We start from the raw sequence: 14,014 nt of genomic DNA on the forward strand, positions 1-14,014 counted from the left end.
CGGGTGTCACGGAAGCGGGCGGCCCGGCGTCTTGTGCGCGGGGGACCGACCGACGTACGAGCCGACGGGAGCAGCCGGTGAACAGTGAGCGCGCGGAGCGGACGGACACGGCGACCGAGGTGTTCGTCACCCACCGGAACCTGCTGTTCACCGTCGCCTACGAGATGCTCGGCTCGGCCGCCGACGCCGAGGACGTCCTCCAGGAGACCTGGCTGCGGTGGGCAGACGTCGACCTCGCCGCGGTGCGCGACCGGCGCGCCTACCTCGTACGGATCACCACGCGGCAGGCGCTGACCCGGCTGCGTACGCTCGGCCGCCGCAAGGAGTCCTACGTCGGCTCCTGGCTTCCCGAGCCGCTGCTCACCGCACCCGACGTCGCCGAGGACGTCGAGCTCGCCGACAGCGTCTCGATGGCGATGCTGCTGGTGATGGAGACGCTCGCCCCCACCGAACGGGCCGTGTTCGTCCTGCGCGAGGTGTTCGACGTGGGGTACGACGAGATCGCCGAGGCCGTCGAGAAGAGCCCCGCCGCGGTCCGCCAGATCGCCCACCGGGCGCGGGCCCATGTCGCCGCCCGCAGACCGCGCGGGGCCGTCTCGTCCGCCGAGACACGGGACGCCCTCGACGCCTTCCGGCGAGCGGTCGAGACGGGCGATGTCCAGGGCCTGCTCGACGTCCTCGCACCGGATGTCGTCCTTCTCGGCGACGGCGGCGGCATCAAGCAGGCCGTCCTGAACCCCGTCGTCGGGGCCGACAAGGTGGCCCGCCTGATGTACGGAGGCCTGGGCAGGCTCACCGCCGAGATGTCGCTGCGGCCGGCGGAGGTCAACGGCCACCCCGCGCTGATCGTCCGGCTCGACGGAGCGCTCGACACCGTCCTCGCGGTGCGCTTCGACGACGGCCTCATCAGCGGCCTGTACGCCGTCCGCAACCCCGAGAAGCTGTCCCACATGACGGACGAGACCGCACTGCGGCGCTGAGCGCTCCCGCCCCGCCGCGCATCGGCGCACCCGTCCCAACTGCGGTCATCCGCAACGCCGTATCACTTGACCGTCGCATACCTACCGCACATCGACGCACCGGTGTACGGTCTCGGGCCGACGGACTTTGGGAGCGCTCCCATCACACCTCGCGTACGGCTCCCACCGCGCACGGCCCCCTCCCCACCGTGCTCCCGTCGCACCGTTCCACCTGTCTCGCACCAGTTCGCACCGAACATGTCCGCATCGCACGAGGAGGAACGCTTTGAAACGCTTCGTGGCCCTACTGGCGACCTGCGCGACGGTCCTGGGCCTCACCGCGCTGACCGCTCCCCAGGCGGCCGCGGCCGCCGGCTGCAGAGTCGACTACACGGTCACCAGCCAATGGCAGGGCGGCTTCCAGGGCGGGGTGAAGGTCACCAACCTGGGTGCCCCCGTCACCGGGTGGACGCTCGAATTCGCCCTGCCGGACGCCGGACAGCGGATCGTCCAGGGCTGGAACGCCACCTGGTCGCAGTCCGGGTCCACGGTCACCGCCGCCGACGCCGGCTGGAACCGCACGCTGGCCACCGGCGCGACCGTCGACCTCGGCTTCACCGGCACCTTCACCGGCGCCAACCCGCAGCCCGCCGCGTTCACGCTCAACGGCGTCGCCTGTACCGGATCCACCGAGGAACCCCCGCCCACCTCGGACGACGACACCCCCGTCGGCATCAACGGACAGCTGCACGTCTGCGGCGTCAACCTCTGCAACCAGTACGACCGTCCCATCCAGCTGCGCGGCATGAGCACCCACGGCATCCAGTGGTTCAGCCAGTGCTACAACACCGCCTCCCTGGACGCGCTCGCGAACGACTGGCGGTCGGATCTGCTGCGCGTCTCCATGTACGTGCAGGAGGACGGCTACGAGACCGATCCCGCGGGCTTCACCAGCCGCGTGAACAGCCTCGTCGACATGGCCGGGGCCCGCGGCATGTACGCCGTGATCGACTTCCACACCCTCACGCCGGGTGACCCCAACTTCAACCTCGCCCGCGCGAAGACCTTCTTCGCGTCCGTCGCCGCCCGCAACGCCGGCAAGAACAACGTGATCTACGAGATCGCCAACGAGCCCAACGGGGTGAGCTGGGCGGGCATCAAGAGCTACGCCGAGCAGGTCATCCCGGTGATCCGGGCCGCCGACCCGGACGCCGTCGTCATCGTCGGCACCCGCGGCTGGTCCTCGCTCGGTGTCTCGGACGGCTCCAACGAGAACGAGGTCGTCGACAACCCCGTCAACGCCTCCAACGTCATGTACGCCTTCCACTTCTACGCGGCGAGCCACAAGGACACCTACCGCGCCACACTCGGCCGGGCCGCCTCCCGGCTCCCGCTGTTCGTCTCCGAGTTCGGCACGGTGAGCGCCACCGGCGGGGGAGCGGTGGACCGGGCGAGCAGCGTCGCCTGGCTGGACCTGCTGGACCAGTTGAAGATCAGCTACGCCAACTGGACCTTCTCCGACGCCGACGAGGGCAGCGCGGCGTTCCGGCCCGGCACCTGCGAGGGCTCCGACTACAGCGGCAGCGGTGTGCTGACCGAGTCCGGCGCGCTGCTCAAGAGCCGGATCAGCACGTCCGACAACTTCCCCACGAGCTGACCCTCGTCCCGTCCCGACTGGGAGCGCTCCCCATCCCGAACGCCGGAGCGCTCCCCCTACCCCGGAGGCTCAAGTGCGCGCTCTCCTCGCACGATTACCGCGTCGTCCCTGGACGGCGGCTCTCACGGCGGCCGTGCTGTCCGCGTCCGCCCTCATCGTCCTCCCCGCCAGCGGTGCGGATACCGGGTGCCGGGTCGACTACACCGTGAACAAGTGGTCCGGCGGCTACACCGCACAGATCAAGGTCACCAATCTCGGTCCCGCAGTCGACAGCTGGCGGCTGACCTGGACGTACGCCGGTGACCAGCAGGTGACTTCGGCGTGGAACTCGACCGTCACGCAGACCGGCCGGTCCGTCGTCGCCGCCGGTCTCGGCTGGAACGGCGCGCTGTCCACGGGCGGTTCGGCCGAGTTCGGTCTGCAGGGGACCTGGCGTTCGGCCGACCCCGATCCGAGCGACTTCGCCCTCAACGGAGTGTCCTGCGGGGGTGACGCCACCACACCCCCGACCACCCCGCCGCCCACCACCCCGCCACCCGGCGCGGACTGCGGCAGCGCCGCCCTCTGCTCGGACTTCGAGGACCAGACCGGAACCACCCCGTCCGGCGACTGGCGTTTCACCGCGCCCGACTGCCAGGGCACCGGCACGGCCGCCGTGGACACCGCCGTGGCGCACAGCGGCAGCCGGTCGCTGCGCGTCGACGGCCGGGCCGGCTACTGCAACCACGCCTTCGTCGCCGCCACCGCGGACCTCTCATCGGTCGGACCGGTGATGTACGTACGCATGTGGGTACGGCACACCACCGAACTCCCCGCCGCCCACGTCACCTTCGTGTCCTTCCCCGACTCCTCGCAGAGCGGGCGGAGCCTGCGCGTGGGCGGCCAGAACGGCGCGCTGCAGTGGAACCGGGAGAGCGACGACGCCACCCTGCCGGCGCAGAGTCCGGCCGGCGTGGCGCTCAGCAGGCCGCTGCCGACGGACAGATGGCAGTGCCTGCGGTTCGCGATCGACACGACGGCCCCAGGGCTCGACACCTGGCTCGACGACGAGCAGGTTCCGGGGCTGCACGCCGACGGTGTGCCGACGCAGGACGTCGACCAGCAGTGGCTCGTCCGCACCACCCCGCCCCGCCCCACCGCCCTGCGCTTCGGCTGGGAGAGCTACGGCACCGGCGACGACACCCTGTGGTTCGACGACGTGGCCGTGGGCTCAAGTCCCATCGGCTGCTGACGGCCCGCCGGCCAGGCCACGGCCCGCTCCCGTCCCGGCGTCCCGGTCGGAACACGGCCGGACGCCGGGGCGGACGGCCGTGTTCCGGACGAGCCCCGTTCAGGACGATCCGTGGGACGCGGATCTCTCGAGCTCGCCGGCGAGCGTCTCCGCGTCGTACGGCCCGGTGTGCCGCCGGTCGCCGACGAAGAAGGTCGGTGTGCCGCGGGCGCCACTGGCCTCGGCGCCGGCCGCGTCGGCGCGTACCCGCTCGGCGGTCTCCTCGGCGTCGATGTCCTCGAGGAAGCGCTCCACGTCGAGGCCGATCTCGATGGCGTACGCGGCGATGTCCTCGAACTCCAGCCGGTCCTGGTGCTCGTACAGCAGGTCGTGCATCTGCCAGAAGCGCCCCTGCGCGCCGGCGGCCACGGCCGCCCGTGCGGTGAGCACGGCATGCGGGTGGACATCGGGGAGCGGCAGATGCCGGAAGACATAACGGAAGCGGTCTCCGAAGCGCTCCCGCAGTTCCTTGGTGACGCCGGTGGCGCGGGCGCAGTAGGGGCATTCGAAGTCGCCGTACTCCACCAGGGTGAGGGGCGCGTCCACGGGGCCGGCGATGTGGTCCGTGGCCGGGTCGACCGGGCGGGCGAGGACACGGGGCAGATCGGCGTCCGTCTCGCCGCGCAGGACGGCGGCGAGGTGGAACGCGAGCCACCCCAGGGCGGTGGCGAGCACGGCGGCCAGCAGGACACCGACGACCGCCTGGTCGTGCAGGACCGGGTCGTCGAAGGCGAGACCGGCGATCAGCAGGGAGACGGTGAAGCCGATGCCGGACAGCACGGCACCGCCCACGACGTGTCCCGGGCCCACTCCCTGGGGGAGCTTGCCGAGGCGGAGGCGGGTGCCGAGCAGGGTTCCGCCCCACACGCCCAGGAGTTTTCCGGCCACGAGGCCGGCGACGACGGCCCACGTGAGCCGGGAGGACAGGGCGCTTCCCAGGATGCCCCCGCGCAGGTCGATACCGGCGTTGGCCAGGGCGAACAGCGGGACGACCACATAGCTCGCCCAGGGGTGCAGCATCAGCTGCAGCCGCTCGTTGACCGAGACCGCCCGTTGCAGCCCCACGCGTGCCGACAGCCCCACGTCGGCGCGGGGCGACTGGCGGAAGGCGCGGGCGAGCCGGGTGGCGCGGTCCACCGTCTCGGGCGCGGGGGGATGTGCGGGGATGAGGAGACCGCCGAGCATGCCGGCGATGGAGGCGTGGGCACCGGACGCGAGCGTGGCGAGCCACAGCGCGAGAACGACGAGGAGGTACGGTGCCGCGCGCCAGGCACCCAACGGGCTCAGCGCGGCGAGTACCGCTCCGAGGGCGAGTGCCATCAGCAGGGGCGGCAGGCGGACCGTGTCCGAGTAGACCAGGCCGATCACGCTGACCGCCACGATGTCGTCGATGACGGTGACGGCCAGCAGGAAGACCCGCAGCTGGGTGACGAACCGGGGCCCCACCACGGCGAGCGCCCCGAGCATGAAGGCCGTGTCGGTGCCGATGACCGTGCCCCAGCCGCCGCCGGCCTCGCCCCAGGGAGCGATCGCCAGGTAGAGCAGCACCGGAACGACCATGCCGCCGATACCGGCCGCGGCCGGGAGCAGCACGCGGCGGCGGCCGGCCAGCGAGCCGACCGAGGACTCGTAGCGGACCTCCAGGCCGACGACGAAGAAGAAGAGGGCCATCAGGCCGTCGCTGACCCAGTGCCCCAGGTCCATGGAGAGTTCCGCGTCGCCGAGCGACACGGACGCCTCGGTCGCCCAGAGCGACTCGTACCCCCCGGACCAGGGCGAGTTGGCCCACCCCAGGGCCACCACGACAGCCGCCAGGAGCAGCCCGGCGCTGCCCGCTTCGGTGGTCAGGTAGGTGCGTACCGGATCGGCGAGCTGAGCCGCCAGCGAACGCCGCCGGGCCCTGGTCTGGGAGGGCGGGGCGCTCTCCGCACTCTTCACAGCGCGGCGGCCAGGGACCCGCGCGGTGCGTGGTGCATGGGTGTCCTTCCTGTCTCTCCTCACCCGATCGTCGCGTTCCGTCGGCGTCCGGGCATCCGGGGCGGCCGGGTGTTGCACCGTCCGGGGCAAGGGGGAGGCCGGACACCGCTCAGCCGCCGAGCCAGGCCAGGGCCGCCACCGTCAGCGCCGCGATTCCGGTGTCCAGGGTCGGCTGGACGACGGGCGCGAAGCCGGCGCTGTGGTTGACCGGGATGTCCTCGGAGACGGTCCCGTTCCGCACGGCCTCGGCGTAGCGCTCCGGGTCGGTGCCGCCGATCGCCCAGTAGGTGAACGGCGCCCCGAAGGCCCGGGGGATCTCGCTCATGTCCTCGCTGGCCGTCTGCAGGTCGACGGTGTGCGCGTCGTCGCCGAAGTACGCGGCGAAGGCGTCCGCGACGCGCCGGGTCGGCTCCTCGTCGTTGACGGTGGGCGGGAAGGAGGCGATCCGCTCGATCTCGGGGGGCTCCGGGGAGCGGGACGCCTCGCACTCGGCACGGACGATCCGCTCGATCGCGTCCAGGACGTGCGTGCGCGTGGCGTCGTCGTAGGTGCGGACGTTGAGCTCGATGACGGCCCGGTCCGGGATGACGTTGGGGCCGCTGCCGGCGCGGATGCTGCCCACCGTCACCACGGCCGGGGTGGTGGCGGCCAGCTCCCGGGAGACGACGGTCTGCAGACGTACGACGATCATGGCCGCCGCCACCACGGGGTCGACCGCCGCCTGCGGCATCGAGCCGTGCGCCCCGCGTCCGTGGACGGTGACGCGCAGACTGTCCGCGGCGGACAGGAAGGACCCCGTACGGGTGCCGACATATCCGGCGGGGTAGGGCAGGACGTGCTGGGCGAGGACGACGTCGGGCCGGGGCGACTTCGCGGTGAGACCGTCGTCGATCATCGCCTCGGCGCCGTTTCCCCCCTCCTCCGACGGCTGGAAGAGCGCCACGAACGTACCCCGCCAGGCGTCCCGCCGCCCGGCCATCAGCCGTGCGGAGCCGATCAGGCAGGCCACGTGCACATCGTGTCCGCAGGCGTGCATCACCGGCTGCTCGTCGCCGTCCCCGTCGGTCACCGTGACGGTGGAGGCGTACGGCAGGCCCGTTTGTTCGCGGACCGGGAGGGCGTCCATGTCGGCCCGCGCCATGACGACCGGGCCGTCCCCGTTCGCGAGTACCCCGATCACGCCCGTGCCGCCGATGCCCTCCGTCACCTCGTAGCCGCAGTCCCGCAGGGCGTCCGCGGCCTTCCCGGCCGTGCGGTGCTCCCGCAGTCCGAGTTCCGGGTGCCGGTGCAGGTCCCGGTAGAGGTCCTCCACGTCGGCGCGGACGCTGTCGAGGCCGGCCAGTACGGTCTCGGCTGGACGAGTCATCGAGGCTCCTCGCGGACGTGTTCCGGCCCCCTGGAACGGCGGCTTCCCGGCCATCCTCGGCCACCGGACGAAGATGGGGCGGGGCGGACGGCCGTACGGGTGAACCGGACGGAGCGGTCTACGCCCCGGCACTGCTCCTGCGGGTCTCGGGCGGCTCGGGCGCGTCGAGCCCGAAGCGGAGTCCGAGCACACGGATCAGGAAGCAGGCCGTCGCCGCCCCCAGCGCGGCCGGCAGCCCGTACGCGCCCGTCTCGACGGTGACGGCGGTCACCGCCGCGCCGACCATGGCCGGAATGGCGTACAGGCCGGTGCGGAGCACCGTCGGGACCTGGCCGACGAGCGTGTCGCGGATCGTGCCGCCGCCCACCGCGGTGATCACGCCGAGCAGGATCGCGGGGGCGACGCCGAGCCCGGCGTCCAGCGCCTTGGCCGCGCCGATGACCGCGAAGGTGCTCAGTCCGACCGCGTCGACCACGTCGATCGCCCGCTCGGCCCGGCGCAGATGCCTGCTGAGCGCGAAGGCGATCAGCCCGCCACCGGCGGCGAGCGTGTAATAACGCCAGTCCAGGAGGGTGGCGGGCGGCAGCGAGTCGATGAGGACGTCGCGGATGAAACCGCCGCCCAGTGCGGTGATCATGCCGAGGACGACCACACCGACCACGTCCAGCCGCGCGGTGCGCACCGCCGTCAGCGCCCCGTTCAGCCCGAAGGCGAATGTGCCGGTCAGGTCGAGCGCGAGCAGCGGCGCGGGCTGGGAACTCATACCGGCCTCCCTACCCCGTGCCGCGCCGGCTCAGCTCGGAACGCCGGCGCGCGGACCCCGATGGCGGCGCATCACTTCTCAGGGGACCTGACCGGTACGGGCGTCGAGGACTGCTTCACCCGTGCGTGGGCTTCGCCCTCGGTCGCGAGGGGGACGACCGCACCCGAGTCGGGGGAGCGGTCACGGGGCGGCGGCCGCCAGGCGCCGCCGCAGCTCCTCCTCCGAGACGTCCTCCAGGTGCGTCAGAAAGACCCATATGTGGCCCGAGGGATCCTTGAGGACGACGGTGCGGTCGCCGTGGAACATGTCGGTCGGCGGCTGGAGGATCTCGGCGCCGGCCGCCTTTGCGCGCTGCGCCAGGCCGTCGACGTCCGGCACGAAGACGTGCAGGGTGACGGAGGTGCCCCCGCCCAGCCTGGCCGGCGCGGCGAAGGAGCCGGCCTCCGCCTCGTCCGTGCTCGCGTCGCCCAGCATCAGCACCGACCGCCCGACGGTGATCTCGGCGTGCAGGATCCCGCCGTTCGGGGCGTCGACCCTGAAGTCCTCACGGGCGCCGAAGGCCCGCCCGTAGAAGTCGATCGCCGCGGCGGCGTCGTCGACCATGATGTGCGGGACCACCGCGTAGCGGTAACGGTCGGGGATCTCCACCCCGTCCGTGCCGGCTGTGCGCTCGGCCATGACGAACCTCCTCGAAGAACGCCGCCGGCCGGTTCCCGCGGCTGCGAGCGAACGTAGAAGCTCAAGTCCGGTTCAGGTCAAGCGCGTGGCCCACGCGGTCCACCTCGGATCCGACCCGCGCGGCAGCGGGTTCGGCCCCGGCGTCCGGTCGTCCGGAATCAACGCGTACGGGCGGAGGACCGGCGCACGATGTCCGGTTCTCGCCCTTACACGTTAAATGTGTGGACTGGCACCCTTGTCCGGCGGGACACTTCCGAGTTCCGACCTCGGGGAGTGCGATGGCGACGACAGATGAACGGCGGCCGGTACCCGGCGGGGGCGCGGTCGCCCTCGCGCTGCGGCTCTACGGCCGTGAACTGATCCGGTTACGGCTGCTGGCCCTGCCCGCGCTGCTGCTCCCGGCCGTGGGCAACATCGGCATCCGCTACGTCGCCCCGCTGCTCGTCGCCAAACTGGCGGGGCAGGCCGCCGCCGACGGCGGTCTCACCCTCGCCCCCGCACTGCCGTACGTCCTCGGTTTCGGCGCGGTGCTGCTGCTCGCCGAGGTCGTCTGGCGGATCGGACAGCACTGCCTGAACCGGGTGGGCGCCCTCGGCACCGAGCACCTGTACGTGCTCGGCATGGACGAACTCCTCGCCAAGGACGCCTCGTTCTTCCACGACAACTTCGCCGGCTCCCTCACCAAGCGGGTGCTCAGCTTCGGCCGGCGCTTCGAGGACTTCGTCGACACGGTGACGTACCGGATCGTGGGCAGCCTCGTGCCACTGGTGTTCGGTGCCGTCGTGCTCTGGCACTACGAACCCCTGCTCGTCGCCGGCCTCCTGCTGATGATCGTACTGACGGCGGCGGGTGCGACGCCCCTGATCCGCCGACGTCAGGCGCTCGTCCACGACCGGGAGGCCGCGGTCGCCCGGGTCTCCGGCCATGTCGCCGACAGCCTCATGAACATGGAGACCATCCGGGCGTTCGCGGCCGAGCGGAGGGAGGCCGGCGAACACCGCAGCCGGGTCGCCGAATCCCGCCGCCTGACGCTGAAATCGTGGGACTACGGCAATCTGCGCGTCGACACCCTGGTCGCTCCCATGTCCGTACTGACCAACGTACTGGGCCTGTTGGTCGCCATCGCCTTCGGCGGGCCGGGCCAGGGAGTGGAGGAGATCGTCGTCGCCTTCACCTACTACTCCAACGCCACCCAGATCATGTTCGAGTTCAACCAGATCTACCGGCGTCTGGAGAGCTCGACGACCGAGGCCGCACAGTTCACGGAACTGCTGCGGGACCCGCCCACCGTCCTGGACCCGGCCGAACCCGAACCGCTCGCACCGCGCGACACCGGCATCCGCTTCGAGGCCGTCACCTTCGCCCACGAGGGCGCGAAACCGATCTTCGAGGGCCTCGACCTGGACGTCCCCGGCGGCGCCCGGATCGGCCTGGTCGGCAGGTCCGGCGGCGGCAAGACCACCCTCACCCGGCTCCTGCTGCGGATGTCCGACATCGACGAGGGACGCCTTCTGATCGGCGGCCAGGACATCCGCCGGCTGCGCCAGACCGACCTGCGCTCACTGATCGCCTACGTGCCCCAGGACCCGGCGATGTTCCACCGCAGCCTGCGGGACAACATCGCCTTCGCCCGGCCCGGCGCCACCGACGCGGAGATCCACGCGGCGGCCGCGGCCGCCCACGTCACGGAGTTCGCCGACCAGCTCCCCGAAGGCTTCGACACCCTGGTGGGGGAGCGGGGCGTGAAACTCTCCGGCGGCCAGCGGCAACGCGTCGCCCTCGCCCGCGCGGTCCTGCGCGACGCCCCGATCCTGCTCCTCGACGAGGCGACCAGCGCACTCGACTCGGAGAGCGAGATCCTCGTCCAGGACGCCCTGTGGCGGCTGATGGACGGCCGCACCGCCGTCGTCGTCGCCCACCGTCTGAGCACCGTCGCCGGCATGGACCGCCTCGTCGTCCTCGACCGCGGCAGCATCGTCGAACAGGGCACCCACACCGAACTCCTCGAAGCGAACGGCGCCTACGCCAAACTCTGGCACCACCAGTCAGGCGGCTTCCTCACGGACCCCGCCTCACCCCCGGACGCGTGAGCGCGCCGCGTCCCCGCGCCAGGTCAGTCCGGCTGCTTCTCCATGTGGTCCAGGACGCGCTTGCTGAGCCGGGCGAGTGTGCTGAGCTGGTTCGGTGTCAGGGCGTCGATGAACAGGCGGCGGACGTGCTCGACGTGCTGGGGCGCGGCCTCCTCGATCGCCCGGTAACCGGCCGGGGTGGCGACGATGAACGCTCCGCGTCCGTCGTCGGGGCACTCCTCCCTGGAGACGAGCCCGCGTTTGGCCATCCGCGTGACCTGGTGGGACATCCGGCTCTTCTCCCACTCCACGAGTTTGGCCAGGTCCAGGAAGCGCATCCGCCCGTCGCCCCTTTCGGTGAGGCTGACGAGCACGATGTAGTCGGAGGCGGACATTCCGGAGTCGGCCTGCAGGCGGCGGGACAGCCGTCCGATGAGTGTCTCCTGCATGCGGATGAAGTTGTCCCAGGCGGCCTTCTCTTCCGGATCGAGCCAGCGCGGTGGTGCGTCCATGAGGGGCAGCCTAACGAAATTGTTGACAGCTCATCCACTTGTGGTGGCGGCGACGCGGCCTTCGGCGGGGCCGTGTCCGTGGTGGCGGTGCTCGCACTCTCGTCGCCTTTAAGTTGATGCATCAACCTGATGGGGTTAGGCTCATGTCCGGCCGACGGGCATTCGTCGCGTCGAGCGGGATCGGACCCACGAGGAGGACGCATGACGGTCGAAGTGAGCGACGTACCCGAGGCGAAGCGCTACGAGGCCCGTGTCGACGGAGAGGGCAAGGTGGCGGGCGTCGCGGAATACATCCGTACGACGGAGCTCGTCGCGTTCGTGCACACCGAGGTCGAGGCGGAGTACGAGGGCCGGGGGGTCGGCTCCGCGCTGGTCCGCACCGCCCTTGACGAGGCGCGCGCCGCGAACCTGCGGGTGCTGGCCACCTGTCCCTTCTTCGCGGGCTGGATCAGCCGGCACCCCGAGTACCAGGACCTGCTGTACCAGTCCCGCAGCAAGGTCAGTGACTGAGAAGCCGGGCGCGGCGGTGAGGGAGACGGGTATGAGCGGTGAATCCGGGCCGAAGGCGTACCGGACCGAGTCGATCACGGTGACCTTCGAGGCCGGGCGCTGCCTCCATGCCGCGGAATGCGTCCACGGCCTGCCCGAGGTGTTCGACACGGCGAAGCGGCCGTGGATCCAGCCCGACGAATCCACGGCCGAACGCCTGGCGGAAGTGGTGCGGCGCTGCCCCTCGGGCGCGCTCCGGTACGAACTCGCGGAGGGCGGGACGGAAACCCCCGACCGGCCCACCACGATCACCCGCGGTGCCGCCGGCCAGCTGACCGTGCGCGGGGAGCTGAGTGTGGACACGCCGCAGGGCGCACGCACCGAGACCAGGGTCGTGCTGTGCGGCTGCGGGCAGAGCCGCCTCCCGCCCTACTGCGACCACGCGGGGCCGTGCGGCCGGTGACGCTGCCGTTCGGCTGATCTGGTGGGTCTGCGCGGCACGCGAGACGGACGGCGGCCTGATCACCGTCGCCGGGGTGGAACACGCCGTGCTCGATGCTCAGGGACTCATCGGCCGTCTCCGCAAGGGGTTCACCCGTCGCCCCGGCTGAGCCGGCCCGGTCGTCATGGCTGGTGACCGGGCCCGCGCCAGGTTTCATGTCCCCGGCCGCCTCTACTCGTTGCGATGCGGACGTACGGGATGCTTGCTCATGATCGACACGCTGTTGAACGCGTTGATGGTGACCGCCACCCAGATCGCGGCGGAGATCTGGTCCCCGGAGAGAACCTCCCGGGCGGCCTCGTAGGCGGATTCCTGGGCCGCGGCGTCCACCGGATCGGTCGTGGCCTCGGCCAGGGCCAGGGCGGCGCGCTCCGGGGGAGTGAACAGGCCGGTGTCCCGCCACGCACTCAGGACTCCGAGTCTCTGCGGCGATTCACCGGCGCGCAGGGCCGCTGTGGTGTGCACGTCGAGGCAGTAGGCGCAGCCGTTGATTTGCGACACGCGGAGATTGATCAGTTCCACGACGGTGCGGTTGAGTCCGGCTTCGGAGGCTGCCGCTCGGACGGCCTCCGAGACCTGCACCAGGGCGTGGAAGGCCTTGGGGCTCTGCTTGTCGATGTAGATCCTTCGGGGCGGGGAGACGTGGGTGCGCTCGCTCATGTCGGGGCCTCCTTCGGGCCACGCTCGGAGTGGCCTGTGTTCGTGCGGGTGCTTTGGCCGTCGGCCTGCCCCGTGGCAGCATAGTTGACGTAACAACTAATTCGTAGGGGAGGTGTTCTCGGTGAGCAACGCGGAAACCGATGCCGAGGCTCTGCGCTGTGGTGCGCTCGTCGAAGGCGACCGGCCGGCGGGAGCCCCGGGTGTCGATGTCCTGTCGGCGCGCGAAGTCCCTCTCGGGGGGCCACGCGCGATGCGCGTAAGGCGGACGTTGCCCCAGCGGCGGCGCACACTCATCGGCGCCTGGTGCTTCGCCGACCACTACGGCCCGCACCAGGTCGCCGTCTCGGGGGGCATGAACATGCCCCCGCATCCCCACACCGGACTGCAGACGGTGAGCTGGCTGTTCAGCGGAGAGATCGAACATCGCGACACCCTCGGCACCCACGCCCTGATCCGGTCCGGCGAGATGAACCTCATGACCGGCGGACACGGCATCGCCCACTCGGAGGTCTCCACCCCGGACACCGCCGTCCTCCACGGCGTGCAGCTGTGGGTCGCGCTGCCCGGGGAACACCGCCACACCGCCCGGGACTTCCAGCACCACGTGCCCGAACCCGCGCAGGTCGACGGCGCCGGGATCAGGGTCTTCCTGGGCTCGCTCGCCGGCCGGACCTCCCCGGTACGGACCTTCACGCCGCTGCTCGGCGCCGAGATCGTCATCGAACCCCGTGCGACGCTCACCCTCGCCGTGGACGCGACCTTCGAGCACGGCCTCCTGGTGGACGGCGGTGACATCCGCTTGGCCGACACCGTGCTGCGGCCTGCCGAACTCGGCTACGTCCCGCGCGGCGCGGACACCCTGACGATGGTGAACGAGACCGACGCCCCGGCGCGGGCCGTCCTCATCGGAGGACCTCCCTTCGAGGAGGAGATCGTCATGTGGTGGAACTTCGTCGGCCGCAGCCACGAGGACATGGTGAAAGCCCGCGAGGACTGGGAGGCATCCTCCGGCCGTTTCGGCGTCATCGAGGACTTTCCCGGCGGTCCCCTACCCGCACCGGCCCTGCCGAACGCCGTCATCACACCGCGCCGGAACCCACCGACCCGTTGAC

General features: G+C 71.5%; 13 protein-coding genes. 7 read left to right on the forward strand and 6 right to left on the reverse strand.

Features of this window, described 5'->3' with window-relative positions; genetic code table 11:
- Positions 1–77 precede the first annotated feature (77 nt).
- The 3 genes from IF28_RS0128910 (at position 78) to IF28_RS0128920 (ending at position 3,847) form a co-directional block, all read left to right on the forward strand.
- Positions 78–980 (forward strand): RNA polymerase sigma-70 factor, encoded by a 903-nt coding sequence (locus IF28_RS0128910; protein WP_030226169.1) that lies wholly within the window; start codon positions 78–80, stop codon positions 978–980.
- A 265-nt stretch (positions 981–1,245) separates the two neighbouring features.
- Positions 1,246–2,616, forward strand: a complete 1,371-nt coding sequence (locus tag IF28_RS0128915; protein ID WP_030226172.1) for a cellulase family glycosylhydrolase — start codon at positions 1,246–1,248, stop codon at positions 2,614–2,616.
- Between the two features lie 73 nt (positions 2,617–2,689).
- The gene (locus IF28_RS0128920) at positions 2,690–3,847 is read left to right on the forward strand and encodes a cellulose-binding domain-containing protein (RefSeq protein WP_030226175.1); all 1,158 of its coding nucleotides are present in this window, start codon (positions 2,690–2,692) and stop codon (positions 3,845–3,847) included.
- A 99-nt stretch (positions 3,848–3,946) separates the two neighbouring features.
- Here IF28_RS0128920 and nhaA read toward each other — a convergent pair whose 3' ends face one another.
- The 4 genes from nhaA to IF28_RS0128940 all read right to left on the reverse strand — a co-directional run bounded on the left by nhaA (position 3,947) and on the right by IF28_RS0128940 (position 8,670).
- A complete protein-coding gene (nhaA, locus tag IF28_RS0128925) occupies positions 3,947–5,824 on the reverse strand; it encodes a Na+/H+ antiporter NhaA (RefSeq protein ID WP_030226179.1) in 1,878 nt (625 codons plus the stop codon).
- A 148-nt stretch (positions 5,825–5,972) separates the two neighbouring features.
- Positions 5,973–7,229, reverse strand: a complete 1,257-nt coding sequence (locus IF28_RS0128930; RefSeq protein WP_030226183.1) for an amidohydrolase — start codon at positions 7,227–7,229, stop codon at positions 5,973–5,975.
- A 118-nt stretch (positions 7,230–7,347) separates the two neighbouring features.
- Positions 7,348–7,992, reverse strand: coding sequence for a trimeric intracellular cation channel family protein (locus tag IF28_RS0128935; protein WP_030226186.1), 645 nt, complete (start codon positions 7,990–7,992; stop codon positions 7,348–7,350).
- 180 nt (positions 7,993–8,172) lie between these two features.
- Positions 8,173–8,670 (reverse strand): VOC family protein, encoded by a 498-nt coding sequence (locus tag IF28_RS0128940; protein WP_030226189.1) that lies wholly within the window; start codon positions 8,668–8,670, stop codon positions 8,173–8,175.
- Between the two features lie 278 nt (positions 8,671–8,948).
- On the opposite strand from IF28_RS0128940, the gene IF28_RS0128945 reads away from it, so the two are divergent.
- A complete protein-coding gene (locus IF28_RS0128945) occupies positions 8,949–10,760 on the forward strand; it encodes an ABC transporter ATP-binding protein (RefSeq protein ID WP_037894200.1) in 1,812 nt (603 codons plus the stop codon).
- Positions 10,761–10,783: 23 nt separating this feature from the next.
- On the opposite strand, the gene IF28_RS0128950 is transcribed toward IF28_RS0128945, so the two are convergent.
- Positions 10,784–11,251 (reverse strand): MarR family winged helix-turn-helix transcriptional regulator, encoded by a 468-nt coding sequence (locus tag IF28_RS0128950; protein ID WP_030226194.1) that lies wholly within the window; start codon positions 11,249–11,251, stop codon positions 10,784–10,786.
- Between the two features lie 201 nt (positions 11,252–11,452).
- Here IF28_RS0128950 and IF28_RS0128955 point away from each other — a divergent pair, with 201 nt between their 5' ends.
- Together IF28_RS0128955 and IF28_RS0128960 are read left to right on the forward strand one after the other, a co-directional pair.
- A complete protein-coding gene (locus IF28_RS0128955; RefSeq protein ID WP_030226197.1) occupies positions 11,453–11,761 on the forward strand; it encodes a GNAT family N-acetyltransferase in 309 nt (102 codons plus the stop codon).
- Between the two features lie 31 nt (positions 11,762–11,792).
- The gene (locus tag IF28_RS0128960; protein WP_030226200.1) at positions 11,793–12,203 is read left to right on the forward strand and encodes a (4Fe-4S)-binding protein; all 411 of its coding nucleotides are present in this window, start codon (positions 11,793–11,795) and stop codon (positions 12,201–12,203) included.
- A 210-nt stretch (positions 12,204–12,413) separates the two neighbouring features.
- Here the strand turns inward: IF28_RS0128960 and IF28_RS0128965 are convergent, their stop codons facing one another.
- Positions 12,414–12,902, reverse strand: coding sequence for a carboxymuconolactone decarboxylase family protein (locus IF28_RS0128965; protein ID WP_030226204.1), 489 nt, complete (start codon positions 12,900–12,902; stop codon positions 12,414–12,416).
- 121 nt (positions 12,903–13,023) lie between these two features.
- Between IF28_RS0128965 and IF28_RS0128970 the strand changes: the two genes are divergently transcribed.
- Positions 13,024–14,013 carry a pirin family protein gene (locus tag IF28_RS0128970; protein ID WP_030226207.1) on the forward strand — a complete coding sequence of 330 codons (990 nt, stop codon included), beginning with the start codon at positions 13,024–13,026 and terminating at the stop codon, positions 14,011–14,013.
- Position 14,014 lies beyond the last annotated feature (1 nt).

The organism is Streptomyces sp. NRRL WC-3626, assembly GCF_000718785.1.
In the GTDB taxonomy this organism is placed as follows: Bacteria; Actinomycetota; Actinomycetes; order Streptomycetales; family Streptomycetaceae; genus Streptomyces; species Streptomyces edwardsiae.

Coding starts and splice junctions, on each gene's coding strand:
- IF28_RS0128930 (WP_030226183.1), bottom strand. CDS start 7,229: ATGACTCGTCCAGCCGAGACCGTACTGGCCGGCCTCGACAGCGTCCGC.
- IF28_RS0128935 (WP_030226186.1), bottom strand. CDS start 7,992: ATGAGTTCCCAGCCCGCGCCGCTGCTCGCGCTCGACCTGACCGGCACA.
- IF28_RS0128940 (WP_030226189.1), bottom strand. CDS start 8,670: ATGGCCGAGCGCACAGCCGGCACGGACGGGGTGGAGATCCCCGACCGT.
- IF28_RS0128945 (WP_037894200.1), top strand. CDS start 8,949: ATGGCGACGACAGATGAACGGCGGCCGGTACCCGGCGGGGGCGCGGTC.
- IF28_RS0128950 (WP_030226194.1), bottom strand. CDS start 11,251: ATGGACGCACCACCGCGCTGGCTCGATCCGGAAGAGAAGGCCGCCTGG.
- IF28_RS0128955 (WP_030226197.1), top strand. CDS start 11,453: ATGACGGTCGAAGTGAGCGACGTACCCGAGGCGAAGCGCTACGAGGCC.
- IF28_RS0128960 (WP_030226200.1), top strand. CDS start 11,793: ATGAGCGGTGAATCCGGGCCGAAGGCGTACCGGACCGAGTCGATCACG.
- IF28_RS0128965 (WP_030226204.1), bottom strand. CDS start 12,902: ATGAGCGAGCGCACCCACGTCTCCCCGCCCCGAAGGATCTACATCGAC.